This is a genomic window from Candidatus Pelagibacter sp. Uisw_092, from assembly GCF_047729545.1.
In the GTDB taxonomy this organism is placed as follows: Bacteria; Pseudomonadota; Alphaproteobacteria; order Pelagibacterales; family Pelagibacteraceae; genus Pelagibacter.
This window is the reverse complement of record NZ_CP159824.1, coordinates 529843-554846: the sequence shown is the minus strand read 5'-3', so window position 1 is coordinate 554846 and position 25004 is coordinate 529843. Positions and strand designations below refer to the sequence as shown.

Genomic DNA, 25004 nt, shown 5'->3' with positions numbered 1-25004 from the left:
TTAATTTATTCTTTGTCTTTACTGTCTTGATTATTTTCTGAAACGTTTTTAGGCTCAGGCTCAGGCTCATCAGTAATATCTGTAGCCATACCTTTTTTAAAACTCTTTATACCTTTAGCAACATCACCCATTAGACTAGAAATTTTACCTCTACCAAATAAAAGGACAACTAAGATTACTACAATTGCTATTTGCCAAATTCCAATGCTCATAATATTTTATACCTCTTTTAAATATAATTTTAAAGTAACTTTTTACTTTTCTTCATCTGGACTTAGTGTTCCACCTAACATCTCATCGATATTTTCATAAATATCTTCTTTTTCTACTTGTTTTTCTTTGTAAAATTTACCAGTACCAAATATTGCATTATCTATGTTTGAGCTATCTATCAGACCAGCAGATCCCAATTCGTCAACTGTAGGTAAATCAGACAGTTTTTGAAGACTAAAATGACTTAAGAAATCATTAGTAGTTCCATATTGAATTGGTTTACCAGGTACATCTTTACGGCCTTGTGGTTTTACCCAATTTAGCTCCATTAAAATCTCAAGTGTATTCGTTCCAAAAGCAACACCTCTAATTTCTTCAATTTCAGCCCTAGTGACAGGTTGGTGATAAACAATTATTGCTAAGGTTTCTATTGCAGCTCTAGATAATTTTTTTTCTACAGTTTTTTCTTGAGACATAAGGTTTGATAAATTTTCAGATGTTCTAAAAGACCATCTTTTAGAAATGCAAACTAAATTAATTCCTCTTGATGAATATTCTTTTTGTAACCTCTCCAATGATTTTAAAACATTAATTTTTTTTGAAATTTTAGATTCGATAGTGTCGATATCTAACGGTTCAGCAGCAGCAAAAACAATTGCCTCAACTTCTCTTTCACCAGCATTCATTTTTGATGGGAAAGTAACTATATTGTCATTTATTTTTTTTGTTTTCTTTTTTATTTTTGTCATTTTAATTCTTTAATATAAATATCATCAAATAAATTTTCTTGTTTTATAGTTAAATTACCTTCTTTAACCAGCTCTAAAGATCCTGCAAAAATTCCAGCTTTACCTGTTCTTTTATATTTTGAACTATTCTTAAATGAAGATGGTATTAATTCATTAATATTCCTCCAATCAATTAACTTACCAAAAAATTCTTTTATTCTTTTTATACCATCTTCAGTAGTAAAAACTGGAAGTTTAGGAATATTCATTCTTTGAAAATCTTTGGTCATAATAATTGATGAATAAGATTTTAATAATTCGTAAAGATTTAGTTTATATTCAGTGCTGTATATAGATCTTATGTTTCCTTTAATTCCTCTAAGTCTTATTTCTCTTCCAAGTCTTTTTCTTTTTAACATTTGGTCAGAAAGCAATCTAATCAATTCTAATTTTTTTAATTGCAATTTTAGTTTTTCAGCAACTTCTAAAACTTTAAATTCTTCCTCAGGATTTTCTGGCAATAAAAGTTTAGATTTTAAATAAGTTAACCAAGTAGCCATTAGTAGGTATTCAGAGGCTACCTCTAGATTAAGATTTTTTTCATTTGTTATATAATCGTGAAATTGGTCAGCCAATAAAGTTATAGAAATATTTTCAAGATCTACTTTTTGTGCTTTTGCCAAATCTAACAGAACATCAAGTGGGCCGTTATAATTATCAAGATCTACATTAAAGTTTTTAGAATCGGTATCGGACATGTCAAATATTAACTTATAATCTTATAAAATTGTGATGTTTTTTTTATAATAAACTTACTTATAACTGGTGAATAAAGAGCCACATCATTCATTTCTTTTAAATTTCCGTTACAATGAAGAACTAAATCACAACCTGCACTAAAGGATTTTTTTGTATTAATTGCTATAGAGCCTTTTAAACTCTTCATCGATATATCATCAGACATCAAAATATTTTTAAATTTAATTTGGTTTCTTATTAATTTTATAATTTTCTTCGAATGTGTAGCTGTATTTGCTTTATCGATATTTTTATAAATAAGATGCGCTGTCATTGCAAACAGACAATTTTTATTTTTGAATGCCTTAAAGTCATTATTATTCAAATGTCTTAATTTCTTGTTGATTGTAGGAGTTTTTTTATGACTATCCACTTTTGCTAAACCATGACCAGGTATATGTTTTATTACAGTGGCAATTTTATTATTATGAAATTCTTTAATACAAATATCTCCAATTTGTGAAACAATCTTTGCATTACTTGAAAATGCTCTGTCACCAATTATTGAGCTGGACCCTTTTGATCTTACGTCAAGAACAGGTAAAGTATTAATATTTATGCCTACAGTTTTTAATAATAAGACAGTTTTATTTATAAACTTTTTATATTCAGTATAAAAATCTTTTTTATCTTTAAGATAAAGATTGCCAAAAAATTCTCCTGTAAACTTATCTGCTTTAAAAAATTTTCTTAATCTATTTACTCTGCCACCCTCTTGATCAATTAAGATAGGGTATTTCTTATCATTAAATATTTTTCTAATTTCATCTGTTAATTTTTTAACTTGTGTAATATTTTTGATATTTCGTGAAAAAAGTATTATTCCCCAAGGCTTATGTCTAATTAGAAATTTTTTTTCTTTAATCAGTAATTTAGTTGATTTTAAACCAACTATAAAACTTTTACGATCATCCATCATTATTTATTAATTTCCAAAAATTGTAATTCTTTTTGTTTTTATCTATACTTTTTTCAACATATTCTACGATATTAACAGTATCACTATTAAGTAAAATAAGATTATGAGAATAATTTTCAGTTTTATCTTCAATATTTTTTAAAGATCTATATGAATTTTTTTTATTTTCATTTGAAAAGTAGTATTTGAAAGATAGAAAAAAAAATAAAACTATAACAATTAAAAATAAAAGATATTTAAGTTCTTTTAACATTACATTTTTTGCGGAGTATTCACTCCAACAATATCCATTCCAGATTTGATAACATTAGATATAACTTTTAAAAAAACTAACTTATCATTTGATATTTTCTTTTGTTCGTTAATAAATCTTTTTGATAGATCATCTTTACCCATATTCCAATAAGAGTGGAATTCTGATGATAACTCATAAAGATAAACTGGTATTCTGTGAGGTTCAAGTCTTAAACTTGCAGCTTCAATACACTTCGGCCATTCTGCTATTTTTTTTAATATCTTTATTTCATCTCCAGTGTATTCAAATTCGTAATCATTTATATTCAAATCATTTTCTATATTAAGATCTACATGTCTAAAAACAGATGATATTCTAGCATAACAATACTGGACATAGTAAAGAGGATTATCTTTTGATTTTTCTTTAACTTTTGTAAAGTCAAAATCCAACTCTACATCACTACTTCTATTAAGCATAATAAATCTAGTAGCATCCCTACCAACTTCAGCAATCAAATCTTCAACAGTTATATAGTCGCCTTTTCTTTTTGACATTTTGAAAGGTTTTCCATCTTTAATTAGTTTAACAAGTTGGCTTACCTTACAAATTAATTTTTTTTTATCTCCGGATAACGCTTCAACGACAGAAGTTATCCTTTTTATATAACCAGCGTGATCTGCTCCTAATATATTAATAAGTGTATCGTAATTTCTATTCAATTTATTATCGTGATAAGCCACATCACTAGCAAAGTAAGTCCATGATTTATCAGATTTTTGAAGTGCTCTATCTTTGTCATCTCCAAAATCCGTTGATTTAAATAAAAGTTGCTCTCTTTCAACCCAATTTTGATCATCCTCACCTTTGGGGGCCTCAATTTTTCCACTATAAACTAGTTTTTTATCCTTTAATTTGTCAATTGCTTTTTGAACTTCGTTATTTAGGACAATATCAGTTTCACTGGTAAATTTATCGTGCACTATTCCAAGGTTTGATAAATTGTTTTTAATTAATTTTAAAGATTCTGAGACTGACAATAAAGTTAATTCTTTTGAAACATCTTCAAATTTATCAAATTTTAAAACTTTGTTAGATTCTATAATATTTTTAGCAATATCAACCAAGTAATCACCGGGATATAAATCTGAATTTTCAATGGGAAATTTTTCATTAAAAAGTATTTCTCTAATCCTAAAAAAAACAGACTTTGTAAAATTTATGATCTGATTGCCATAATCGTTTACATAATATTCCTTAGAAACATCATGCTTGTTAAAAATTAATATATTTGAAATTACATCTCCTAATATTGCACCTCTACAATGTCCTACGTGAAGAGGACCCGTTGGATTAGCAGAAACAAATTCTACAAGATATTTCTGTTTTTTTTCTTTTATATTAACACCAAAATCTTTGTAATTTTGGTTAACATTTTTAATAAAATTGTTCCAATATACCGTTTTAAATTTAATATTAATAAATCCAGGTTTTGCTACAGAAATAGTTTCAATTTTTTCATCTTCATTTTTAATTAAATCAATTAGAGTGTTTGCAATATCGATTGGAGATTTTTTATTCGCTTTAGAGAGTACCATGGCTACATTAGTTGATATATCGCAGTCAAAATTAGATGGTGGTATGTCTACATTAATTCCTTTTAAAGATTCAGGTATTTCTAAAGAACCATCTTTATTTAGCTTCTTAATCAAAATTATTATTTTATCTAAATAGAGATCAAAAATGTTCATTAAATACTTTTGTTTAAATTGATTGCATATCTATCTGTCATACCTGAAATAAAATCAGCAATTGCTCTATTAGTGTCGTTCTTTAATTGGTCAGCATTTAAGAATTTTTTAGGCTTATTCTTAATTTTATAAAAAAGTTTATTAACAATTTTTTTTCCATGATTATTTTTTAATAATACTTTCTTGTTATTGTACATTTTACTTCTTAGGAAAAACCTAACTTCTTTTTCAATTTTTAGAAATTTACTAGAAAAACATACTATAGGATTATCTAATTTATAAACATCATTTAAAGATTTGATCTTATTAATTTTTAAATTATTTTTAGTATTTTTAATCAAATCTCTAACCATTAAATCAATTGAATCTCTTATTATCTGATATATCAAAATATCTTTATTATTATTCTTTATGTTTTTCTTGTGAGATTTATAAATATCTTTAAAAAAATTAATTTCAATCAAGTCGTTTAAATTAAACATTTTGGCTCTGATTCCATCTTGTATGTCATGATTATTGTAGGCAATGTCGTCGGAGATTGCTGATATTTGAGCCTCCAATGATCCAGAATTAGTAAAATTTATTTTATTCTTAAAACTTTTTAATCCTATCAGCCTATCAACTGTAGAGATATCTTCAATTGGTCCATTGTGCTTTAATAATCCATCTAAAGTTTCTAATGTTAAATTTAGGCCCTTAAACTTTAGGTATTTATGCTCAAGAAACATAATTATTCTTAAAGTTTGAAGGTTGTGATCAAAGCCTCCGAAGTTAACCATGCATTCATTAAGGGCATCTTCTCCAGCATGTCCAAACGGTGTATGCCCTAAGTCGTGAGCCAAACTTAAAGTTTCAGCCAGATCATCGTTTAAACCTAAATGTTTAGCTATTGATCTTGCAATTTGTGCAACTTCAATTGAATGGGTAATTCTAGTTCTAAAATGATCACCCTCTGTGTTAACAAAAACTTGCGTTTTATGCTTTAGCCTTCTGAATGAGGCACTGTGAATAATCCTATCTCTATCTCTTTGAAATGGTGTTCTATAAAGTGAATTTGCTTCTTTAAAAATACGACCTTTGCTTTTAGATAGAGCTAAATTTGAGTAATTATTCATACTTTAAATTTAATAAATTGATATTATATTAGTAATATCAGTGTTGTTATATGATTAAAGAAATTAAATTTACAGATAAAGCTATAAAACAGATTAATAATTTGTTGTCTCAAAAAGATCCAGGGTCATTTTTTAGAATCGCTATTAAAGGTGGTGGTTGCTCAGGTTTTCAATATGAGTTTACTTTTGACAAAAAATTAGAAGCAGACGACTTAAAACATGAAAATATTCTCATTGATAAAACTTCAGCAGATTTATTAAAAGGTTCAGAGGTTGACTTTGTCTCGGAACTAATTGGTGATCAATTTAAAATCTCTAACCCACAAAGCAAATCTTCTTGCGGTTGTGGTGTTTCGTTCTCCATATAATGATTATCACATCCTGGAATGTTAATTCAGTTAGAGCAAGAATTGAAAATATTAAAGAATACCTTCAAAAATTTTCTCCCGATGTTGTTATGATGCAGGAAATTAAAACACAAGATGAGACTTTTCCCTATGATGATTTTTCAGCATTAGATTATGAAAGTCATGTGTTTGGACAAAAAAGTTATAATGGAGTTGCAATCATTTCTAAACATAAACTAGAAAATGTTAGAATAGATTTGATTAAAGACAAACTTAAACAGTCTAGAATTATTTCAGCAGAATTAAAATATAAGAAAAAAAATATTCAACTGATTAACATTTATACACCAAACGGTAATCCTGTAGATACTGATAAATATACTTATAAAAAAGAATGGTTGGATACTTTGATTAAACAGCTAAAAACTCTTTCAAAGAAAAATGAAAACATTATTTTAGCAGGTGATTTTAATATTCTTCCTTCAGCAGAAGATGCTTATAATATTAAAGGTTTTGAAGATGACGCTTTATACAGACTTGAGATAAGAAAAAAATTTAGAGAAATGATTAATCTAGGTTTTCATGATGCCTACCGTCATATTCATGGTGAAATTGAAGGTTATACTTATTGGGATTATATGAGAGGTGCTTGGCAGAAAAATAATGGATTAAGAATAGATCACTTCTTAGTATCAAATTCTTTATTAAATATAGTTAAGAATGTTAATATTAATAAAGACCCCAGAGGAAAAGAAAAACCTTCAGATCACACACCTATTGAAATTGAATTAACTTAAAGATTTAATTTTATTAACAAGTTCTTCATTAATATTTCTTGGACCTTTGTCTAATCTATTTTTATGTCTTCTTTCACCTGGAAGTCTAACACCTTCCATAGCTGACATTTTACTAAAAAACTCATCAGCGTGCTTATCCCAACCTTTGCCAGAAATTTTCTCAGGTGAGATTGCTATAATAAATTCACCACCACTTGGAGGGCCGCCATCGTTATTATCTTTAGCAGCAGTTTCAAAACTAAAATTTTCACCTATTAATGCACCAGCTAATAATTCAACCATCATTGCTATACTAGATCCTTTATAGCCTCCAAAAGGAAGTATAACTCCACCATCTGCAATTTCTCCAGGATCAGTTGTTTCTTTTCCCCCTTTAGTTAAACCTGTTCCAAGTGGTACTTTATGCCCTTCTCTTTTTGCAATCTGAACTTCACCCATTGCCATTGAAGCTGTTGCCATATCGTAGACAACAGGAGTTTTACCTGGTCTAGGCCATGCAAAAGAAATTGGATTTGTACCATATAAAGGTTTCGTAGCACCTGCTGGTGCAACGGCAGGCTTATAAGATGTACAAGCAATACCAACAAGACCAGCCTCTGCAATAGCTTCAGTTTCAGGCCAAAGAGCTGCCATGTGATGTGAATTTTTTATAGCAAGAACCGCTACACCATTTTTTTTGGCTAAATCAATAACAGCAGGTAATCCTAAACTTAAAACCATTGGAGCAACTGCATTGTTACCTAATACTTTAATAATACTTGGAGCAACATTTTCTAATTCAGGTCTTGCTTTACCATTAATTTTTTTACTTTTTAAGCCAGCTACATAAGCTGGCAATCTAAACAAACCATGAGAAACAGAACCATCTCTTTCAGCTCTCATAATAGTATCTGCTAAAATACTAGCATTTTCCTCATCACAACCATTAGCTAGTAATGTTTTTTTAGCTAATTCTAAAATTTCATTTAATGTTAAGGATACTGTACTCATTTATTTTGCTTTACATTTTTTGCATAAACCAAAAAACTCTAAATTATATTTATTATATTGCATTCCGGTATCGTCTTCAAAATTAGTTAAATATTTTGAAAGTTTTGGATTATTAATTTCAGAAACATTTTCACACTTATTACATATTGAAAAAGCCGTTGCTTGTGAAATTTCACAACTTGAACTTTTACATGCTATAAAAGCATTTCTACTTTCTACTTTATGTATTTTTCCTATTTCGATCAGCTTATCTAATGCCCTGTAAACTTGTAATGGAGCTTTAATTCCCTTTTTTTGAACATTAAATAAAATAGAATAAGCCTTAAGTGGTTCTTTAGCTTTTTCTATAAAATCAAAAATAATTTGTTGATTTTTTGATAGATTGATTTCTTTATGCATAATCGAAAGTTTAACAATAACTCATTAGTTTTTCAATTTAATCGACTGTTTTATATTTAGTAAAGATAAAATAAATAAGATCAAGGACGCTACAATTATTGAGGGTCCCGAGGAAGTATTAAACTCTAATGAAGAAAATAATCCCAAAATTACAGACAATAATCCTCCTATAACCGAGTAAATTACCATTTTTTGTGGACTGTCTGACATATTTCTAGCCATTGCAGCGGGGATAATCAACATTCCAGTAATTAATAACAAACCTACCATTTTAATTGATATGGCAATAACGGCAGCTAGTAAAATTGTAAATATAGCTTTTGATCTATCAGGATTTAAACCTTCAGCTTCAGCTAATTCATAATTAACAGTAGATGCAAATAAAGGTTTCCAAATTAATTTAAGTATTACTAAAATTATAGCACCACCACCCCATACAACAAATATATCATTAGTTGTTACAGCCAATATATCTCCAAACAATAGTCCCATGATATCAAATCTTATAAAAGTTAAAAAACCAATTACTACCAATCCAACAGCTAATGAAGAGTGCGCTAAAAGACCGAGTAAAGCATCACCAGGTAAATTAGTTTTTTTTTGAAGCTTTATTAATATTAAGGCTATTACTGATGAAATCAAAAATACTGAAAGAGCAATATTTAGATCAAATGTATATGCCATTGTAACACCCAGTAATGCTGAATGAGAAAGTGTGTCACCAAAATAAGATAATCTTCTCCAAACAACAAAACATCCAAGTGGTCCTGCAACTAAGGCAATTCCAATTCCAGCCACCAATGCTCTTATAAAAAAATCATCAAACATTTAATTTTTTTTTATCCTTCCTTCATCAGAATGCTCGTGATCATGTTTATGCTCATAAACTGAAAGGATTTGAGACGCTTGTTCTCCAAATAAGGTTTTATATTCACTATTTTTTGCAACATCAATAGGTGAACCTGAACAACAAACATGGCCGTTTAAACAGACAACATGGTCTGTTGCAGTCATTACCGTATGTAAGTCATGTGAAATCAATAAAATTCCACAATTTAAAGTATCTGATATTTTTTTAATTAATGCATACAACGCTATCTCACCAGTATAATCAACACCTTGAACTGGTTCATCAAGTACTAACAGTTCTGGTTTTTTTGAAATAGCTCTAGCAAGCAAAACTCTTTGAAACTCCCCTCCAGACAAATTACCTAAATTTTTATTTTTAAGATGCATTACTCCAGTTAATGATAAAGCTTCATTAATCTGATCATCCTTAATATTTTCAGTTAAAACCATAAAGTCTTTAACTCTGAGTGGTAATGTCCAATCTATTGAAATTTTTTGAGGAACATATCCAATTTTATTAGTATTTTTTTCAATACTTCCTTCAATATTTTTATAAATACCTAATGCAATTTTGGCAGTTGTACTTTTTCCTGAACCATTGGGACCAATGAGAGTTACAATTTTACCCTTCTCAACTTGTAGAGACACATCTTCTACTAGCCATTTATTATTTTGGCGAAAACCTGCATTATTTAATTTAACTAATATATTATTATCTGAATTCATTTATCTATTGACATTTAAATGTTATATTATTACATACTGTTATATTATAACAACCATTAAAATATTTAAATTATGAAAAAACTAAAAAAAATATCATTTATTCTATCAATTTTATCATTATTAACGATCTTTACACCAGCTAATGCTGAAATAAAAGTAGTTACATCAATCAAACCTATTCATTCATTAGCGAGTTATCTTATGGATGGAGTTGGAAAACCAGATTTAATTGTAGATGGTTTTAACTCACCACATGGGTTCTCTATGAAACCATCCCATGCAAAAATGTTGCAAAATGCAGATCTTATCTTTTGGATAGGTGAAGATTTAGAAAGTTTTTTAGAAAAACCATTAAATTCAATTGCAATAAAAGCTGAAAAAATTGAATTAATTGAAATTAAAGGTTTGAATGTATTAAAGTTTAGAGAAAGAAATATTTTTGATGAGCATGATCATGACGATCACGCTAAAAAAGAAGATGATCATGACGACCATGACGATCACGCTAAAAAAGAAGATGATCATGACGACCATGACGATCACGCTAAAAAAGAAGATGATCATGATGAGCATGAAGGACATGGACATGGTGAATATGATCCCCACATTTGGTTAGACCCTATTAATGCAAAAGTTATTTTAAAAGAAATGACTGAGCATTTAATCGAAAATGATTCAAAAAATGCATCTACTTACAAAAGTAACTTAGATAAAGCACTTAATGATATAGATAAACTAACTATGGATGTGATGACTGAATTAAATGAAAGTACATCATCTATTGTTTTCCATGATGCATATCAATATTTTGAAAAAAGATTTAATGTAAAAATATTGGGTGCTTTTACAGTTAATACTGACGTAATGTCTGGTGCAGAACAATTATCAGAAATTAGAGAAATAATTGAACATGATAAAGTAAAATGTATTTTCTCAGAACCTCAATTTAATCCTGATATCATTAAGGTAGTTGCTAAAGATATGAATATTAAAACTGGTGTTGTAGATCCACTTGGAGCTACTTTAAACCCAGGAAAAGATTTATATTTTGATCTAATTAGAAATATGTCTGCTTCATTTAAAGGATGTTAATTTTAGGGATTTTATAAATTAAGATTTTAGTTTCCTCTATAATTGTAATAAATTAGTAATAAAACTTATATATAGAGGAGACTATGTTTATTAAAAAATACCTTAAATGGATCAGTACTGCTTTAGTATTAACTGGAATATTATTAACTAATTTAAATATCTACCCTATTAACATCTACTTCCATGGTCTTGGAGTTATTGGTTGGACAATAGCTGGTTTTATATCAAAAGATAAAGCTATATTAACTAACTTTGGATTGCAGATACCACTGTTCTTAATAGGTATTTATAAGGTGATATTTTAGTATCTATAAAGCCCTAATAAGTTGTATTTAAAATATTTTACAACTAGACAAAATTATTAATTAATATAATAAACGATAAATCATCATCCCTCAAATAATATTAATAAATTCTCTATATAGACTTCAACTTTGAATAATATAATGATCGATGAATCAACTCATCACAAAAAATATTAATAAATTTACCTATAGATAAAATTTCTCTTCTCTATTAAATCGACCTCATGAATAAGAATCTTTCGAAATGGAAAACAATAAAGATAAATTAAAAATAGGAAAAATAAGATGGAAATGACAACAATATATACGATCGTCGGCTTTGCTTTAGCGGGATATAGCGTTATAGCAAATGATTCAATTCAAACGCTTGGAACATTTATAGCGTCAAAACAAAAATGGTTTAAATGGTATACCCTTGCAAGTGCTGCTTCATTTGTGATGATACTTGCAATCACATGGGGCTGGTACAGTAATGCTGGTGATATATCTTACGGAAGATTAACTAGAATACCTTTCCAAGAAATACAGTGGTATCATGCTGTGGCTCCTGGAATACTTTTAATATTAACAAGAATAGGTATACCTGTTTCAACTACCTTTTTAGTACTGTCAGCATTTGCATCAACTGTAGTTCTTGAAAAAATGCTTATGAAGAGTGTTGTGGGATATGGCTTAGCAGCTGTTGCAGCATACATTTGTTGGATAGTAGTATCTAAATTTATCAATGAGAAATTTGATGAAGTTGAAGATAAATGGATAGGTTTTTGGAGAAACTCTGTATGGGTAACTTCTGCTTGGTTGTGGTGGGTTTGGTTATCTCACGACGTAGCTAATATAGCCGTATATCTTCCAAGACAAATAGATGTAAATTTATTATTAATTGTTCTTGCATACTTTACAGCTCTTCTTTTTTATATTTTCTACATAAACGGAGGAACAATTCAAAAAGTTGTTTTAGATAAAACTGGAACTAGATACGCAAGATCAGCGACAATAATTAATGTGATTTATGCTGCTGTTCTTTACTACTTTAAAGAACTTAATGATTTACCAATGTCAACAACATGGGTATTTGTTGGTTTGTTATGTGGTAGAGAGCTTGCAATATCTACAATGAATAAAGACTATAAGTTTAAATATGTCTTTCCTTTAATTGGTAAAGACTTCCTTAAAATGACTATAGGATTGACGGTGTCAGTAGCAATTGTACTTGCAATTCACTACATCATTATTCCAAATAATTGGTTTTAAATATTAATTACGTGGTCGTATTATTATTTAATACGGCCATATACATCTTGAAACCTTACAATATCACTTTCTTTTAATATTAACCCAACTTGTGCTTCAATAATCTTAACAGGTTTATTACCGGGATTTTCAATTCTATGAATTGCTTCTAATGGAATGAATATGTGATCGTTTTGTTTTTTTGAAAAACTATCTTTATTAAGTGTAATTTTAGGTGTTCCTTCGGTTACCAGCCAGTGTTCAGATCTATGATGATGTTTTTGTAAACTTAAGATACCTTTTGGTTTAACGAATAATTCTTTAATTAAAAAGCCTTTGCCTTCAAACAAATTAACGTACCTACCCCAAGGTCGGTAATAAACATTTTTTTTCTTGTAATATTTATTCTTATTTTTGTCATACATTTTTAAGATCTCTTTCCAGCTGCCAAGATCTGACCAAGGAATATCTAATTTAATAGCATTGATTTGTTTAGTTTTTTCTAAAATTGCATAATCAAAAGACTTTGCTGTAGCTTTTTCAAATGAAGCTTTATTCAGGTAATAAGTGTTATCTTTAAGTTTAGCCTTTAAAACAGCATTAACACAATTTTTATATATTGTAGGTTGGTATTTTTTAAAGTTATTGATTATTGAATCTTTTCTTAAAAAAAACATACCAGAATTCCAATAACCTTTTTGTTTAATAACTTGCTTAGCCTTAGCTTCTTTTGGTTTTTCAATAAATTTTGTAACTTTATTAATATTTCCTTTAACTTTTTTTGTTATAAAATAACCATATTCACTAGAAGGTGCTGTTGGTTTAATACCAAAAATGAATATATTTTGATCTGTTAAGTTAGTCTTATTCTTATTAATAGCTTTATTAAAAATGCTTCCTTTTTCTATTAAGTGGTCTGCTGCAAAAAACATTAACGGTTGTTCGTTTGGAATGTCTTTAATTAATGCTGATGAAAGAATTGCTGGTGCTGTATTTCTTTTTGCAGGCTCTAAAACAATTTTATATTTACCTATCTTATGTTTCTTAAGATGTTTTTTTACCTCTTTTAAATATTTAAGATTTGTACTTATGACCGGTGCATCAAATGTTGAAGATTTAACTCTTTCAAAAGTTTTTCCTAATAAAGTCCAATTACCAAAATCAATAAATTGTTTTGCTTGATGATTTTTAGAATTAGGCCAAAGTCTAGTTCCTGCTCCGCCACATAATATAACAGGTCTAATTTTCATTAAATGTCAGCGTAAACTTTTACTTCTTTTCTTTTACCAGGATGTGTTGGTGCACCCAAATATGCAGGACCTACTGTTTGTGCATATTTCCAAATAGTACCAGATCCAAAGCTTGATTTTTTTTCTTTCCACTGTTTTCGTCTTGTAGCTAATTGTGATTTAGTTAATCTAACGTTTATAGTCCCTTTTTTGGCATCTATATCGATTACATCGCCATTACGTAAAAGAGCTAAAGGGCCGCCTAAGGCCGCCTCAGGGCCAACATGACCTACACAAAAGCCTCTTGTAGCGCCTGAAAACCTTCCATCGGTAATTAGGGCAACCTTCTCACCCATACCTTGACCATAAATAGCACCTGTTGTTGAAAGCATTTCTCTCATACCAGGACCTCCAACTGGTCCTTCATAACGAATAATAATCACATCACCTTCTTTATATTTTTTCTTTTGTACACAAGCCATTGCTGCTTCTTCATTATCAAAACATCTAGCTTTTCCAGTAAATTGTAATTTCTTTAAACCAGCAATTTTAACAATACCGCCATCAGGAGCTAAGTTACCTTTAAGACCAACAACACCACCATCTGGTGATAAAGGATTGTCATAAGCTCTTAAAACTTTTTGCTTAGGATTAAATTTAATATTTTTTAAATTTTGTTTCATCGTTTTTCCAGTAACAGTCATGCAATCACCATGAATAAAACCGCCATCATAAAGAGTTTTTAATAACATAGGAACACCACCAGCTAACCACATATCTTTAGCAACATATTTTCCACCAGGTTTTAAATCAGCAAGGTATGGAGTTTTTTTAAAGATTTTAGCTACATCCATTAAATCAAACTTAATTCCAATTTCATTAGCAATAGCTGGTAAGTGTAACGCGGCATTTGTCGATCCACCAGTAGCAGCAACTATTGTTGCAGCATTTTCTAAAGATTTTTTTGTAACAATATCTCTTGGACGAATATTTTTTTCTAATAAATTCATTACAGTCTTTCCACTCAATAATGCATATTTATCTCTTTCTTCGTATGGAGCAGGTGTTCCAGCTGAATAAGGTAAAGCTAAACCAATAGCTTCAGAGACACAGGCCATGGTATTTGCAGTAAATTGCCCTCCACACGCACCAGCACTTGGGCATGCAACAAGTTCTAATTTTCTTAATTCTTTAGCAGACATTTTTCCAGCCGAGTGTTTTCCAACTGCTTCAAAAACATCAACAACAGTTACATCTTTACCTTTGTATTGACCTGGCAGTATTGAGCCACCATAAATAAATACACTTGGAACATTTAATCTAACCATTGCCATCATTAAAGCAGGTAAAGATTTATCACAACCAGCAATACCAACTAGTGCATCATAACAATGACCACGTACAGTAAGTTCAGTTGAGTTGGCAATTACTTCACGAGAAATTAAAGAAGACTTCATTCCTTCATGGCCCATAGCAATACCATCAGTTACAGTTATCGTACAAAATTCTCTAGGCGTTCCACCTGAAGCTCTAACACCTTTTTTAACAGATTGAGCTTGTCTCATTAAAGCAATATTACAAGGAGCAGCTTCATTCCAAGTTGAAACAACACCAACAAATGGTTTTGCTACATCTTTTTCCGTTTCACCCATCGCATAATAAAAAGATCTATGCGGAGCTCTATCAGCACCTAATGAAGTATGTCTGCTTGGTAATTTCTTTTTGTTAAATCTTGCCATTATATACCCTTTATAGTTATTGATATTCTCTCAACATCATTTTTTAAATTATTATAATTAGTTTTTTCCTGATCAACAATATCTTTTGGTGCTCTATCAACAAAGCTTTTATTAGCTAATCTTTCTGATATTTTATTCATTTCTTCTTGGTATTTATTTTGTCTGGTAGTTAAGTTTTTTTTAATTAATTCTAAATCAACATCTTCATCAAAATACACTTTAAATAGATCTCCAGAAACCATCAATGTAGCAGCTGGTTTATCTAAATCTTTATTATGTAAATTTTTGATACGACCAAGTTTTTTTAGAATAATCTCATTTTCAGTAAAAAATGATTGTTCTTTTTCACTAACACTCTCTATTGAAATATCTATAAAAGAACCAGGGCTTACACTTAATTCATTTTTAAATGATCTTAATTCAGAGACTATACTAATAATTTTTTCAACTTGATTAGTGGACGAGTCTCTTTCAAGCTCTCCAGAGGGCCAATTAGCTAACATTAGAAAATCTTTACCTGAGTTATCAAATTTATTATTTAGCCAAATTTCTTCAGTAACAAATGGGATAAATGGATGTAATAATATTAATATTTGCTTAAATATATAAGCTGATACTTGTCTTACCTCATCTTTTGCTTTTTCATTTTCTGAAAATAATATTGTTTTAGATAGCTCTAAATACCAATCACAATAAGAGTGCCAGGTAAATCGATAGGCATTTTTTGCAGCTTCATCAAATCTGTAATCTTTTAAGTTTTTTTCAATTTTATTCTTAGTTTCTATTAGTTCAGAATAAATCCATTTGTTAATATTAATTGTTAAACTTGGTTTTTCTTTAATATTAGAAAAATCACAATTATTAGTAATTAAAAAATTATTTGCATTCCATAATTTATTTAAAAAATTTCTATACCCCTTAACTCTATCTTCAGAAAGTTTTACATCAGTGCCAGGTGATGCCATGGACAGTAAAGTAAATCTTAAAGCATCTGCACTATATTTTTCAATTAAATCTAAAGGGTTAATTACGTTTCCCTTAGATTTAGACATTTTTTGTCCCTTCTCATCTTTAACAAGTGCGTGAACATAAATATCTTTAAAAGGTTCTTTGTCTAGAAACTCCATTCCAAACATAATCATACGCGCAACCCAAAAAAATATAATATCAAATCCCGTAACAAGTACTGATGTTGGGTAAAATTTTTCAACATATTCTTTATTATCAGGCCACCCTAATGTAGCAAAAGGCCATAAGCCTGATGAAAACCAAGTATCCAATACATCTGGATCACGAATTAAATCTACATCTTTATTATAGAATTTTTTTGCATCTAATTTTGCCTCATCTTCATTTATTGCAACAAAAATCTTTTTATCTGGGCCATACCAGGCTGGTATTTGATGTCCCCACCATAATTGTCTCGAGATACACCATGGCTCAATATTATTCATCCATTGAAAATAAGTTTTTGACCAATTAGTAGGAAAAAAATTGGTTTTTTTTGAGTTAACTACATCTTTTGCTTTGACTGATAATTTTTTTGCATCAACAAACCATTGTTCTGTTAAAAAAGGTTCTATTATTGAATTAGATCTATCCCCATAAGGAACTTTATTTTTTATATTTTCTTCCTTAACAAAAAACTCTTTTTCTTTAAGTTCTTTTAAAATTCTTTTTCTAGCTTCAAATCTATCAAGTCCTATATATTCTTTAGGAGCATTTTCGTTTACTTTGCCACCTTCAGTAAAGATATTTATGATTTCTAAATTATTTCTTTGTCCCACTTCATAGTCATTAAAATCATGGGCTGGTGTTATCTTTAAAGCACCTGTTCCCATTTCTGGGTCAGCATACTCATCTTCAATAATTTTTATTTTTCTTCCAACAATTGGTACTGTTACAAATTTACCAACCAAGTGTTTAAACCGATTATCTTTTGGATTTACAGCAATTGCAGTATCTCCCAACATAGTTTCAGGTCTGGTTGTTGCTATAGTTATAAAATCACTAGAATCTTCAATTGGATATTGAATATAATAAATCTTAGAATTAACCTCTCTTTGATCCACTTCTAAATCAGATATTGCAGTTTTTAAAACTGTATCCCAGTTTACTAGTTTTTTATCTTTATAAATTAAACCTTTTTTGTGAAGTTCTACAAAAACTTTTAAAACTGATTTTGAAAGGTTTTCATCCATTGTAAAAGCATTTCTTGACCAATCACAAGAACAACCAAGTTTTTTAAGCTGATTTAAAATGATATCGCCGTGTTCCTCTTTCCATTCCCAAACCTTTTCTATAAACTTTTCTCTTCCAATTTTATTTTTATCAATACCCTCAGCAGTTAATTTTTTCTCAACTAAAGCCTGTGTAGCAATGCCTGCGTGATCTGTTCCTGGTTGCCATAACGTTTCATAATTATTCATACGGTGATATCTAACTAAAAGATCTTGAATTGAATTATTTAAAGCATGCCCCATATGAAGACTACCTGTTACATTGGGCGGAGGTATAACCACTGAAAATTGTTTCTTATTTTTAGTAGGTTTAAATAAACTGTTTTTTTCCCAATAAGAATAAATCTTATCCTCGACGTCTGTATGTATGTATTTGTCGTTACTCATAGATGAATAAGTTTATAATTTAATAATATGAATTAACAATAATCATTTTGAAGGCTTATTTGGTAGACTAATTTTATATATTTAATATATAAAAGGCTCTCTATTTGTTTTAAATTGAGATGAGAGGGCAACGTGGCGGAATGGTTACGCAGAGGATTGCAAATCCTTGTATCCCAGTTCGATTCTGGGCGTTGCCTCCAAAAAAAATCTTGTGTTACTCTTAAAAAAAAGTAAGTTGTGATTTTGATATTCCTCGGTAGCTCAGTTGGTAGAGCAGTTGACTGTTAATCAATTGGTCGCAGGTTCGAGTCCTGCCCGAGGAGCCAAAAAATTTACATTTAAATAATTTAATATCTACATGAACATGGTATGAGAAATTATGTTCACAAATAATGTTAAATATCTTTTAATTATCTGAAAAATGTTAGAAAAAATTTAATATTCAATTAATTATAGGTCTTAAAAAATTATTTATTTAACCTACTTTTGAAATTCCTATAGGTGAAGCCTGTAAAGATTTACTAAACTTCAACTTTTGATCATTATTAAGTTCTGAGTAAAGTTTAACTAAAAAATTATAGTTAACATTTATGTGACCTTCTTGAGATTTTTCAAGATTAACTAAATATTCTGAAAAATCTTCAAAAAAATAATTAACTGGAACTTTTAAATAATTTGCTAATTGAAGAAGTCTAATTGAGCTAACCCCATTAGTTCCTTTTTCATATTTTTGAATTTGTTGAAATGTAACGTTGATTGCTTTTGCAACTTTTGTTTGTGTAAGATTTAAAGCCAGTCTTCTTAGTTTTAATTTATTTCCCAAGTGTGTATTAAAATTATCTTCCATTAAGACCCCTCTTAAAGTTTATTTAAAAAAACCTATTGAACTAATTTTTAGATGTTATCGCAATAGAAAAATTTGTTTTTTTTAAAAAAATAGATATAAAAAAACAAATACTGTCAAGTTATTATAAGGAGATTTAGGAATTTTTTTGTTGTATTATATGAGTAATCGGAGCTTATAAAATTTGACTTAAAAAAAGTTTAGTACGCTCACTTTCTGGATTAGCAAAAAAGTCTTTAGTTGTTGCCTTTTCTACAATCATTCCTTCATCCATAAAAATCATTTGGTCTGCAACTTCTTTAGCAAAACCCATTTCATGAGTTACTACAATCATAGTCATTCCTTGCTTTGCTAAATTAACCATAACATCCAGGACTTCCTTGATCATTTCAGGATCTAATGCTGATGTAGGTTCGTCAAATAACATAATTTTAGGTTCCATACAAAGTGCCCTAGCAATAGCAACTCTTTGTTGTTGACCACCTGACAATTGACCTGGGAATTTTTGAGCTTGGTCTAAAATTTGCACTCTTTCTAAGTGCTCTAAAGCTAATTTTTCAGCATCTTTTTTTGACATTTTTTTTACCCAGATTGGGGCCAATGTACAATTATCTAAAATAGATAAGTGAGGAAATAAATTAAACTGCTGAAAAACCATTCCAACTTCAGCCCTAACTTGTTCTATATTTTTTGTGTCTTCTGATATTTCAGTTCCATCAACTATAATAGTTCCTTTTTGATGTTCTTCTAACCTGTTAATACATCTAATTAGCGTAGACTTTCCAGATCCAGACGGACCACAAACAACAATTTTTTCCTTTGGTTTAACCTCAAGGTCTATATCTTTTAAAACCTGAAAATCACCAAACCATTTATTAACTTTTTGTATTTGAATAATTAAATCTGACATAATTATCTATCTGTTTTATATTTTAATTCTAAATTTTGACTATATTTACTCATACTATAACAAATAATCCAGAATATTATTCCAGCAAATACGTAACCTTCCATTGAAAAACCAAGCCATTTAGGATTTGTCTTAGCCAAGTTTAACATTCCAACTAACTCAAGAAGACCAACAACAAATATTAGAGGTGTATCTTTTATAAGAGCTAAGAATGTATTTGCAATACCCGGTATTACTAATTTTAGTGCTTGAGGAAGAATAACAAAAACATGCATTCTCCAATAACCCATACCAAGAGATTTAGCAGCATCATATTGGCCTCTTGGTAGCGCCTGTAGACCGCCTCTTATAACTTCTGCTGTGTAAGCAGCTTCAAATAAAGTGATAGCGACAACAACTCTAATTAATTTATCAACGTAAGTTCCATCAGGTAAAAACATAGGAAACATTACTGCGGACATAAATAATACTGTAATTAAAGGTACGCCCCTCCAAAATTCTATAAAAGAAAGTGATGAATATTTAACAATAGGTAAATCAGACCTTCTTCCAAGAGCTAACATCATGCCCAAAGGGAAGCAAAAAATTAGAGAAAAGAAAGATACCATAAAAGTTAAAGATAAACCTCCCCAAGCACCCGTTTCTACCCACACTAATCCAAATGAACCCCCAGATACTATAAAGTAGATTAAGATAAAAGAAATAATAGGTAAAATAATAACATAATATAAGGATAGATAATTTCTAAGTCTTGCTGGAGCAAAAAAACCAGCTGTCATAAACACAAGGACAGCAATAAATGTTAAATTAACTCTCCATTGTTCTGCATTGGGGTACATTCCATACATAAATCTATTAAACCAAACTTTAATATAAACCCAACAAGCCCCACCACCAGTACATGCATCTTTAGTGTCACCAGCAAAATTGGCATCTAGAATAAGCCAATTTAATATTGGAGGTAGTCCAAAAATTATAAGTAAAATTATAGATACACTTAATGCAGCATTGAAATTAGTTGTGTTAATGTTTTTATTGAGAGTGTCTAAAATCTTTATACCTGAAAATTCTATTCTAATTAAATGAAGCCCAATAATTCCAAAAATTAATGGTGTAAAAAAATTAATAATTCTAGGTAAAAAAGAAGTAATATTCATATTAAAATAGTTATTTAGATAAAAATCAAAAATTCCAAACGCAAAAAACAAACCACCCAATGTAAGAAATAAAGGTAAATTTTTATTATCTGGTTTTAATAAATTAATATTTGTCATAATTTTACTTTTCTTGTATCGCTATTCTTTTGTTATACCAGTTCATTAAGAGTGAAATGCCTAAACTAATAGTCAAGTAAGTTGCCATTGTAATACCCACAATTTCTATAGCCCTACCTGTTTGCATCATTGCAGTTCCAGCAAAAACTAAAACCAAATCTGGATATGCAATAGCAGCAGCTAGAGATGAATTTTTAGTTAAGTTTAAATATTGGTTAGTGGTTGGAGGTATAATAATTCTTAATGCTTGAGGCATGATTACTAATTTTAAAACTTGATTTGGGGTAAGACCGATTGATGCTGCTGCCTCTTTTTGACCTTTACCAATCCCTTGGATACCAGCTCTAACATTTTCAGCAATAAATGTTGCTGTATAAAGAGTAAGAGCAAGAGTAAGAGCAATTAATTCAGGTGGTATTTTTAAACCACCGTCAAAAGTATATGATGATTGTGACATCTGTCTAATTACAGGATAACTCCAAGATAAATCTACGCCACCGATTAAAAAAGTTAGTAATGGCAAAAATATAAAAATTGCCAAAGATATGAAAAATACAGGCAATCGTTTACCCTCTTGCTCTTGTTTCTTTTTTGCATATCTTGCAAAGAAAAAAATTATAATCATTGCAGCAATTATTGTTGTAAAAAAAACATCAAAATTTGTCCAAATTGGAGCTGGTGTATAAAGTCCTTTGATAGTCATAAAAGATGAGTTTAATAACATAGGAGCATCTTCAAGCATTGGTAGGGCTCTTAAAGCAGCAAAGTACCAAAAGAAAATTTGTAATAATAAAGGAATATTTCTAAAGAATTCTATGTAGAAAGAAGCCGTTTTTCTGATTAAATAATTGGGCGATAATCGGGCTATACCTACAATAGCACCTAATAAGGTAGCTAAAATAATTCCTATAAAGGCTACTAGAAGTGTGTTTAGCAGTCCAACTAAGTAAGCTCTAGCGTATGAATGAGAACCATCATAATCAATTAAAGAAAACTGTATATCAAAAGAGGCTTGAGTTTTTAGAAAACCAAAACCAAATTCCAAACCTCTTGCGCCCATATTCTCTTGGGCATTCATAGTAAAGAAACCAAATACTAATACTATAAATAGTAGAGTTAATAGTTGAGGTAGAATTTTTTTTAATTTCATTTGTGAGTTATTATAAAAAAAGGGCTAGATAAATCTAGCCCTTTTTAAATTATTTTAGATAATAATTATCTAGCTGGTGGAGTGTATAATAGTCCGCCTTTAGTCCAAATATTATTCGGACCTCTGTCAGGTAAAATACCAGTGTCAGCTATATTTCTCTTATAACTTTCACCATAGTTTCCAACTTGTTTGATAATTCTTAAGCTCCAGTCTTGATCTAGACCTAAATACGAACCTAATTCACCTTCTGTACCAACTAATCTTTTAATTGCTGGGTTTTCAGATGTTTTCATCATATCAGCGTTAGAAGAAGAAACACCGTATTCTTCAGCTTCGATCATTACGTTTAGAGACCATCTTACGATATCTTCCCAAACTGCATCACCTTGACGTACTACAGGTCCTAGAGGCTCTTTAGAGATAGTCTCTGGTAACACTATGTGGTCATCGGGGCTAGTCATTTTTGTTCTCTGAGCTGCTAGACCAGATTTATCAGTTGTGTAAGTATCACATCTGCCTAAGTCATAAGCCGCAACAACTTCGTCAGCTTTTTCAAAAGCAACTGGCTCATAAGAAATTCCTTTTGAATTAAAGAAGTCTCTCATGTTTAGTTCAGTTGTGGTTCCGATGTTAGTACAAGCTGAAATTCCATTTTTGAATTGGCTCGTAGAAGTAATTCCTGAGTCTTTTCTTACCATGAAACCTTGACCATCGTAGAAGTTTACACCAACGAAAGTTACACCAAGATCTGCATCTCTTGAAAGTGTCCAAGTTGTGTTTCTTGATAAGATATCAATCTCACCAGAAGTTAGAGCTGTAAATCTTTCTTTAGCACTTAGTGGAGTGAACTTAACTTTGTTCGCATCACCTAATACTGCAGCAGCAACCGCTCTACATACATCAACGTCAACACCAGTCCAATTCCCAGCTGCATCAGCATTTGAAAATCCAGGTAAACCTTGAGATACACCACATCTTACAAAACCTTTTTTCATAGTGTTTTTAAGAGTTTTAGACTTCTTAGCGGCCATTGTTTCAGTTGAAAATGAAATCAAAACTGCAACCATAGCAACTAGAGAAGTTAATTGTTTTACGTATTTAAACATATTTTATTCCTCTGTTTTTATTTATTTATTTGTTAACAAATAATTCAAATAAATTTGAATTAAGTTGATTGTTTATCATTATATAAAGTTGATCAAAGAAAAATTGAACTAATTAGAGAGGTTCTAACTAGATGTAGTGTGATTAAATAAATATACGTTACATGTAGTGTTGGTGCACTCTGGTGGACTCGAACCACCGACCCTCGGTTTAGAAAACAGATGCTCTATCCAGCTGAGCTAAGAGTGCATATAACAATATTAAATATATTTATAGTACCAATTTAATTTTTAAAAAGAAATTTTTTACAAATAATCAACAAAGTTAAAAGTTCAAGCCTGCCAATAATCATGAAGATAATTAGATAATACTTAGTTAAAAAATGCAAATCAAAAAAGCTGAAACCAGCAAGTCCATACGTTGTAGAATTAACCGTATTCATTAGGGTTAAAATAGACAGTTTAAATGAATTTTCAAAATCAATACCACTTAAAGTTAGTAAAAAAGTTAGAAATAACAAAGATAGTATAAACACTACTACTGATAAAAAATGTTTATAAATTTCATTTATTTTAAAAAATTCTTTAGAGAATAAATGTTTGTTAATATAAATATTTTTAGGTCTGCTATAGGATAAAATTTCATTAATTGAATATTTGAATAATGAATAAATTTTTAGAAACCTAATACCAGAGCTTGTTGAAAAAAAAGACCCCCCAATAATAACAAGTATTAAAAAGATAAAAGATAAATTGGTTGGACTATTATTTAATGAAAAACCTATATTTGAAATACTACTTGTTAAAGATAAAAATAATTCACTAAAGTTATTATCAAAGTTTAAGAAAATAAAAAAAAAAACAATAATGTCAATAAATAAAATAGCAAATGAATGTCTTCATTAAAAAAATTAAGATTATGGTTTTTTGTAAAAACTAAGTTATAAATTAAAAAAATGCTAAAAAAAGATGTTAGCATCAAAATAGAAATAACAATTGTTTGATAATTATTTATTAAGATATTTGATAAGTTATTTGATGGTAAAAACCCACCTGATGAAATAATTGTCATTGCTAAATTAAGAGAATTAAACAACCTAATACCTGATATATTCATAATAATAAAAATTCCTAAAGTAATTGATGAATATAATAAAAAAATTTTTAAAGATTGTTTAAGGGTTTCAGCTTTATTAAAAGATATAAAATTAGTTAAGGATTTTTTAAAACTATGATCAAAAATATCTATTAAAAGTATGATAGAAAATAAAAAATAAAGACCTCCAACCCATTGTGATGCGGATCTCCATAAAACTAGACTTTGATCAATATGATTTATGTTATCAAAAATTGTAAATCCTGTTGATGTAAAACCAGAAATTGCTTCAAAGTAAGAATTAACAAAAGTTAAATTATAAATGCTAAAATAAAAAGGTATTGCAATTATTAGTGGTAATAAAAAATAACCTAGTAGTATTGTAAATATTTTCTCATAGATTGTAGTTTTCTTCTCATTATTATTTTTAGATATATAAAATATTAACATTAAGATAATAGATGTTAAAAAAGTATAGATGTACGTATTCAAATTTAGATACAAATTTAAATAATATGAATAAACAATATTGAAAAAA

The 25004-nt window shown here is 29.3% G+C and carries 26 protein-coding genes and 3 tRNA genes; 7 read left to right on the top strand and 22 right to left on the bottom strand.

Annotation, left to right across the window (positions count from 1 at the left end; all coding sequences use genetic code 11):
* Positions 1-5: 5 nt before the first annotated feature.
* From tatA to ABXT63_RS02930, 7 genes are read right to left on the bottom strand one after another with little or no spacing between them, the layout of a single operon-like run.
* On the bottom strand, positions 6-212 hold the full coding sequence (gene tatA, locus ABXT63_RS02960) for a twin-arginine translocase TatA/TatE family subunit (protein ID WP_415321713.1): 207 nt from the start codon (positions 210-212) through the stop codon (positions 6-8).
* A gap of 42 nt (positions 213-254) precedes the next feature.
* Positions 255-962, bottom strand: coding sequence for an SMC-Scp complex subunit ScpB (scpB, locus tag ABXT63_RS02955; protein WP_415321711.1), 708 nt, complete (start codon positions 960-962; stop codon positions 255-257).
* Positions 959-1699, bottom strand: a complete 741-nt coding sequence (locus tag ABXT63_RS02950; protein ID WP_415321709.1) for a segregation and condensation protein A — start codon at positions 1697-1699, stop codon at positions 959-961. Before ABXT63_RS02950 ends, scpB begins: the two co-directional genes overlap by 4 nt.
* Positions 1700-1707: 8 nt before the next feature.
* Entirely contained in the window at positions 1708-2658 is a 951-nt protein-coding gene (locus tag ABXT63_RS02945) for a glycoside hydrolase family 3 N-terminal domain-containing protein (RefSeq protein ID WP_415321707.1), read from the bottom strand.
* A complete protein-coding gene (locus ABXT63_RS02940) occupies positions 2648-2911 on the bottom strand; it encodes a hypothetical protein (protein WP_415321705.1) in 264 nt (87 codons plus the stop codon). Before ABXT63_RS02940 ends, ABXT63_RS02945 begins: the two co-directional genes overlap by 11 nt.
* On the bottom strand, positions 2911-4644 hold the full coding sequence (gene argS, locus ABXT63_RS02935) for an arginine--tRNA ligase (RefSeq protein ID WP_415321703.1): 1734 nt from the start codon (positions 4642-4644) through the stop codon (positions 2911-2913). Before argS ends, ABXT63_RS02940 begins: the two co-directional genes overlap by 1 nt.
* Positions 4644-5759, bottom strand: coding sequence for a deoxyguanosinetriphosphate triphosphohydrolase (locus ABXT63_RS02930; RefSeq protein WP_415321701.1), 1116 nt, complete (start codon positions 5757-5759; stop codon positions 4644-4646). Before ABXT63_RS02930 ends, argS begins: the two co-directional genes overlap by 1 nt.
* Before the next feature lie 50 nt (positions 5760-5809).
* Here ABXT63_RS02930 and ABXT63_RS02925 point away from each other — a divergent pair, with 50 nt between their 5' ends.
* Both ABXT63_RS02925 and xth read left to right on the top strand, forming a co-directional pair.
* Positions 5810-6127, top strand: a complete 318-nt coding sequence (locus ABXT63_RS02925; RefSeq protein WP_168606297.1) for a HesB/IscA family protein — start codon at positions 5810-5812, stop codon at positions 6125-6127.
* On the top strand, positions 6127-6903 hold the full coding sequence (gene xth, locus ABXT63_RS02920) for an exodeoxyribonuclease III (protein WP_415321699.1): 777 nt from the start codon (positions 6127-6129) through the stop codon (positions 6901-6903). The genes ABXT63_RS02925 and xth overlap by 1 nt, the downstream gene beginning before the upstream one ends.
* Here xth and ABXT63_RS02915 read toward each other — a convergent pair.
* Genes ABXT63_RS02915 through ABXT63_RS02900 form a run of 4 tightly spaced genes read right to left on the bottom strand, consistent with a single transcriptional unit; the run spans position 6895 to position 9867 of the window.
* On the bottom strand, positions 6895-7893 hold the full coding sequence (locus ABXT63_RS02915) for an Ldh family oxidoreductase (RefSeq protein WP_415321697.1): 999 nt from the start codon (positions 7891-7893) through the stop codon (positions 6895-6897). The two genes, xth and ABXT63_RS02915, sit on opposite strands and share 9 nt — an antisense overlap.
* Positions 7894-8292, bottom strand: coding sequence for a Fur family transcriptional regulator (locus ABXT63_RS02910; RefSeq protein ID WP_415291195.1), 399 nt, complete (start codon positions 8290-8292; stop codon positions 7894-7896). It abuts the gene before it with no gap.
* A 24-nt stretch (positions 8293-8316) separates the two neighbouring features.
* Positions 8317-9120 carry a metal ABC transporter permease gene (locus ABXT63_RS02905; RefSeq protein WP_415321695.1) on the bottom strand — a complete coding sequence of 268 codons (804 nt, stop codon included), beginning with the start codon at positions 9118-9120 and terminating at the stop codon, positions 8317-8319.
* The gene (locus tag ABXT63_RS02900; protein WP_271482637.1) at positions 9121-9867 is read right to left on the bottom strand and encodes a metal ABC transporter ATP-binding protein; all 747 of its coding nucleotides are present in this window, start codon (positions 9865-9867) and stop codon (positions 9121-9123) included.
* Positions 9868-9939: 72 nt separating this feature from the next.
* Here ABXT63_RS02900 and ABXT63_RS02895 point away from each other — a divergent pair, with 72 nt between their 5' ends.
* The 3 genes from ABXT63_RS02895 to ABXT63_RS02885 all read left to right on the top strand — a co-directional run bounded on the left by ABXT63_RS02895 (position 9940) and on the right by ABXT63_RS02885 (position 12515).
* Positions 9940-10959, top strand: a complete 1020-nt coding sequence (locus ABXT63_RS02895) for a zinc ABC transporter substrate-binding protein (RefSeq protein WP_415321693.1) — start codon at positions 9940-9942, stop codon at positions 10957-10959.
* Between the two features lie 83 nt (positions 10960-11042).
* Positions 11043-11264 carry a DUF6552 family protein gene (locus tag ABXT63_RS02890; RefSeq protein WP_271482642.1) on the top strand — a complete coding sequence of 74 codons (222 nt, stop codon included), beginning with the start codon at positions 11043-11045 and terminating at the stop codon, positions 11262-11264.
* Between the two features lie 291 nt (positions 11265-11555).
* Entirely contained in the window at positions 11556-12515 is a 960-nt protein-coding gene (locus ABXT63_RS02885) for a hypothetical protein (protein WP_271482644.1), read from the top strand.
* Between the two features lie 23 nt (positions 12516-12538).
* On the opposite strand, the gene ABXT63_RS02880 is transcribed toward ABXT63_RS02885, so the two are convergent.
* Genes ABXT63_RS02880 through ABXT63_RS02870 form a run of 3 tightly spaced genes read right to left on the bottom strand, consistent with a single transcriptional unit; the run spans position 12539 to position 18089 of the window.
* Positions 12539-13744 (bottom strand): sugar phosphate nucleotidyltransferase, encoded by a 1206-nt coding sequence (locus ABXT63_RS02880; RefSeq protein ID WP_415321690.1) that lies wholly within the window; start codon positions 13742-13744, stop codon positions 12539-12541.
* Positions 13744-15462 (bottom strand): dihydroxy-acid dehydratase, encoded by a 1719-nt coding sequence (ilvD, locus tag ABXT63_RS02875; protein ID WP_415321688.1) that lies wholly within the window; start codon positions 15460-15462, stop codon positions 13744-13746. The genes ABXT63_RS02880 and ilvD overlap by 1 nt, the downstream gene beginning before the upstream one ends.
* A complete protein-coding gene (locus tag ABXT63_RS02870) occupies positions 15462-18089 on the bottom strand; it encodes a valine--tRNA ligase (protein ID WP_415321686.1) in 2628 nt (875 codons plus the stop codon). Before ABXT63_RS02870 ends, ilvD begins: the two co-directional genes overlap by 1 nt.
* Before the next feature lie 126 nt (positions 18090-18215).
* Here ABXT63_RS02870 and ABXT63_RS02865 point away from each other — a divergent pair.
* Positions 18216-18289: transfer RNA gene (locus ABXT63_RS02865), tRNA-Cys, on the top strand.
* A gap of 50 nt (positions 18290-18339) precedes the next feature.
* A tRNA-Asn gene (locus ABXT63_RS02860) sits at positions 18340-18415 on the top strand.
* A gap of 149 nt (positions 18416-18564) precedes the next feature.
* Here the strand turns inward: ABXT63_RS02860 and ABXT63_RS02855 are convergent.
* From ABXT63_RS02855 to ABXT63_RS02820, 8 genes are all read right to left on the bottom strand, one after another.
* The gene (locus ABXT63_RS02855; protein WP_415321684.1) at positions 18565-18936 is read right to left on the bottom strand and encodes a helix-turn-helix domain-containing protein; all 372 of its coding nucleotides are present in this window, start codon (positions 18934-18936) and stop codon (positions 18565-18567) included.
* A gap of 172 nt (positions 18937-19108) precedes the next feature.
* On the bottom strand, positions 19109-19843 hold the full coding sequence (locus ABXT63_RS02850) for an amino acid ABC transporter ATP-binding protein (protein ID WP_415321682.1): 735 nt from the start codon (positions 19841-19843) through the stop codon (positions 19109-19111).
* Between the two features lie 2 nt (positions 19844-19845).
* Positions 19846-21117, bottom strand: a complete 1272-nt coding sequence (locus ABXT63_RS02845) for an amino acid ABC transporter permease (RefSeq protein WP_415321681.1) — start codon at positions 21115-21117, stop codon at positions 19846-19848.
* A gap of 4 nt (positions 21118-21121) precedes the next feature.
* The gene (locus tag ABXT63_RS02840; RefSeq protein WP_415321679.1) at positions 21122-22267 is read right to left on the bottom strand and encodes an amino acid ABC transporter permease; all 1146 of its coding nucleotides are present in this window, start codon (positions 22265-22267) and stop codon (positions 21122-21124) included.
* A 65-nt stretch (positions 22268-22332) separates the two neighbouring features.
* Positions 22333-23373: an amino acid ABC transporter substrate-binding protein gene (locus ABXT63_RS02835; protein ID WP_415321677.1), complete on the bottom strand. Its 1041-nt coding sequence runs from the start codon at positions 23371-23373 to the stop codon at positions 22333-22335.
* Positions 23374-23543: 170 nt separating this feature from the next.
* A tRNA-Arg gene (locus ABXT63_RS02830) sits at positions 23544-23620 on the bottom strand.
* 34 nt (positions 23621-23654) lie between these two features.
* The gene (locus tag ABXT63_RS02825; protein WP_415321936.1) at positions 23655-24155 is read right to left on the bottom strand and encodes a potassium transporter TrkG; all 501 of its coding nucleotides are present in this window, start codon (positions 24153-24155) and stop codon (positions 23655-23657) included.
* Between the two features lie 56 nt (positions 24156-24211).
* Positions 24212-24916, bottom strand: a complete 705-nt coding sequence (locus ABXT63_RS02820; RefSeq protein ID WP_415321676.1) for a hypothetical protein — start codon at positions 24914-24916, stop codon at positions 24212-24214.
* Between the last annotated feature and the right edge of the window lie 88 nt (positions 24917-25004).

Bases quoted from the DNA above. Each gene is read 5' to 3' on its own strand.
- tatA (WP_415321713.1), bottom strand. From the start codon at position 212: ATGAGCATTGGAATTTGGCAAATAGCAATTGTAGTAATCTTAGTTGTC.
- scpB (WP_415321711.1), bottom strand. From the start codon at position 962: ATGACAAAAATAAAAAAGAAAACAAAAAAAATAAATGACAATATAGTT.
- ABXT63_RS02950 (WP_415321709.1), bottom strand. From the start codon at position 1,699: ATGTCCGATACCGATTCTAAAAACTTTAATGTAGATCTTGATAATTAT.
- ABXT63_RS02945 (WP_415321707.1), bottom strand. From the start codon at position 2,658: ATGATGGATGATCGTAAAAGTTTTATAGTTGGTTTAAAATCAACTAAA.
- ABXT63_RS02940 (WP_415321705.1), bottom strand. From the start codon at position 2,911: ATGTTAAAAGAACTTAAATATCTTTTATTTTTAATTGTTATAGTTTTA.
- argS (WP_415321703.1), bottom strand. From the start codon at position 4,644: ATGAACATTTTTGATCTCTATTTAGATAAAATAATAATTTTGATTAAG.
- ABXT63_RS02930 (WP_415321701.1), bottom strand. From the start codon at position 5,759: ATGAATAATTACTCAAATTTAGCTCTATCTAAAAGCAAAGGTCGTATT.
- ABXT63_RS02925 (WP_168606297.1), top strand. From the start codon at position 5,810: ATGATTAAAGAAATTAAATTTACAGATAAAGCTATAAAACAGATTAAT.
- xth (WP_415321699.1), top strand. From the start codon at position 6,127: ATGATTATCACATCCTGGAATGTTAATTCAGTTAGAGCAAGAATTGAA.
- ABXT63_RS02915 (WP_415321697.1), bottom strand. From the start codon at position 7,893: ATGAGTACAGTATCCTTAACATTAAATGAAATTTTAGAATTAGCTAAA.
- ABXT63_RS02910 (WP_415291195.1), bottom strand. From the start codon at position 8,292: ATGCATAAAGAAATCAATCTATCAAAAAATCAACAAATTATTTTTGAT.
- ABXT63_RS02905 (WP_415321695.1), bottom strand. From the start codon at position 9,120: ATGTTTGATGATTTTTTTATAAGAGCATTGGTGGCTGGAATTGGAATT.
- ABXT63_RS02900 (WP_271482637.1), bottom strand. From the start codon at position 9,867: ATGAATTCAGATAATAATATATTAGTTAAATTAAATAATGCAGGTTTT.
- ABXT63_RS02895 (WP_415321693.1), top strand. From the start codon at position 9,940: ATGAAAAAACTAAAAAAAATATCATTTATTCTATCAATTTTATCATTA.
- ABXT63_RS02890 (WP_271482642.1), top strand. From the start codon at position 11,043: ATGTTTATTAAAAAATACCTTAAATGGATCAGTACTGCTTTAGTATTA.
- ABXT63_RS02885 (WP_271482644.1), top strand. From the start codon at position 11,556: ATGACAACAATATATACGATCGTCGGCTTTGCTTTAGCGGGATATAGC.
- ABXT63_RS02880 (WP_415321690.1), bottom strand. From the start codon at position 13,744: ATGAAAATTAGACCTGTTATATTATGTGGCGGAGCAGGAACTAGACTT.
- ilvD (WP_415321688.1), bottom strand. From the start codon at position 15,462: ATGGCAAGATTTAACAAAAAGAAATTACCAAGCAGACATACTTCATTA.
- ABXT63_RS02870 (WP_415321686.1), bottom strand. From the start codon at position 18,089: ATGAGTAACGACAAATACATACATACAGACGTCGAGGATAAGATTTAT.
- ABXT63_RS02855 (WP_415321684.1), bottom strand. From the start codon at position 18,936: ATGGAAGATAATTTTAATACACACTTGGGAAATAAATTAAAACTAAGA.
- ABXT63_RS02850 (WP_415321682.1), bottom strand. From the start codon at position 19,843: ATGTCAGATTTAATTATTCAAATACAAAAAGTTAATAAATGGTTTGGT.
- ABXT63_RS02845 (WP_415321681.1), bottom strand. From the start codon at position 21,117: ATGACAAATATTAATTTATTAAAACCAGATAATAAAAATTTACCTTTA.
- ABXT63_RS02840 (WP_415321679.1), bottom strand. From the start codon at position 22,267: ATGAAATTAAAAAAAATTCTACCTCAACTATTAACTCTACTATTTATA.
- ABXT63_RS02835 (WP_415321677.1), bottom strand. From the start codon at position 23,373: ATGTTTAAATACGTAAAACAATTAACTTCTCTAGTTGCTATGGTTGCA.
- ABXT63_RS02820 (WP_415321676.1), bottom strand. From the start codon at position 24,916: ATGTTAATATTTTATATATCTAAAAATAATAATGAGAAGAAAACTACA.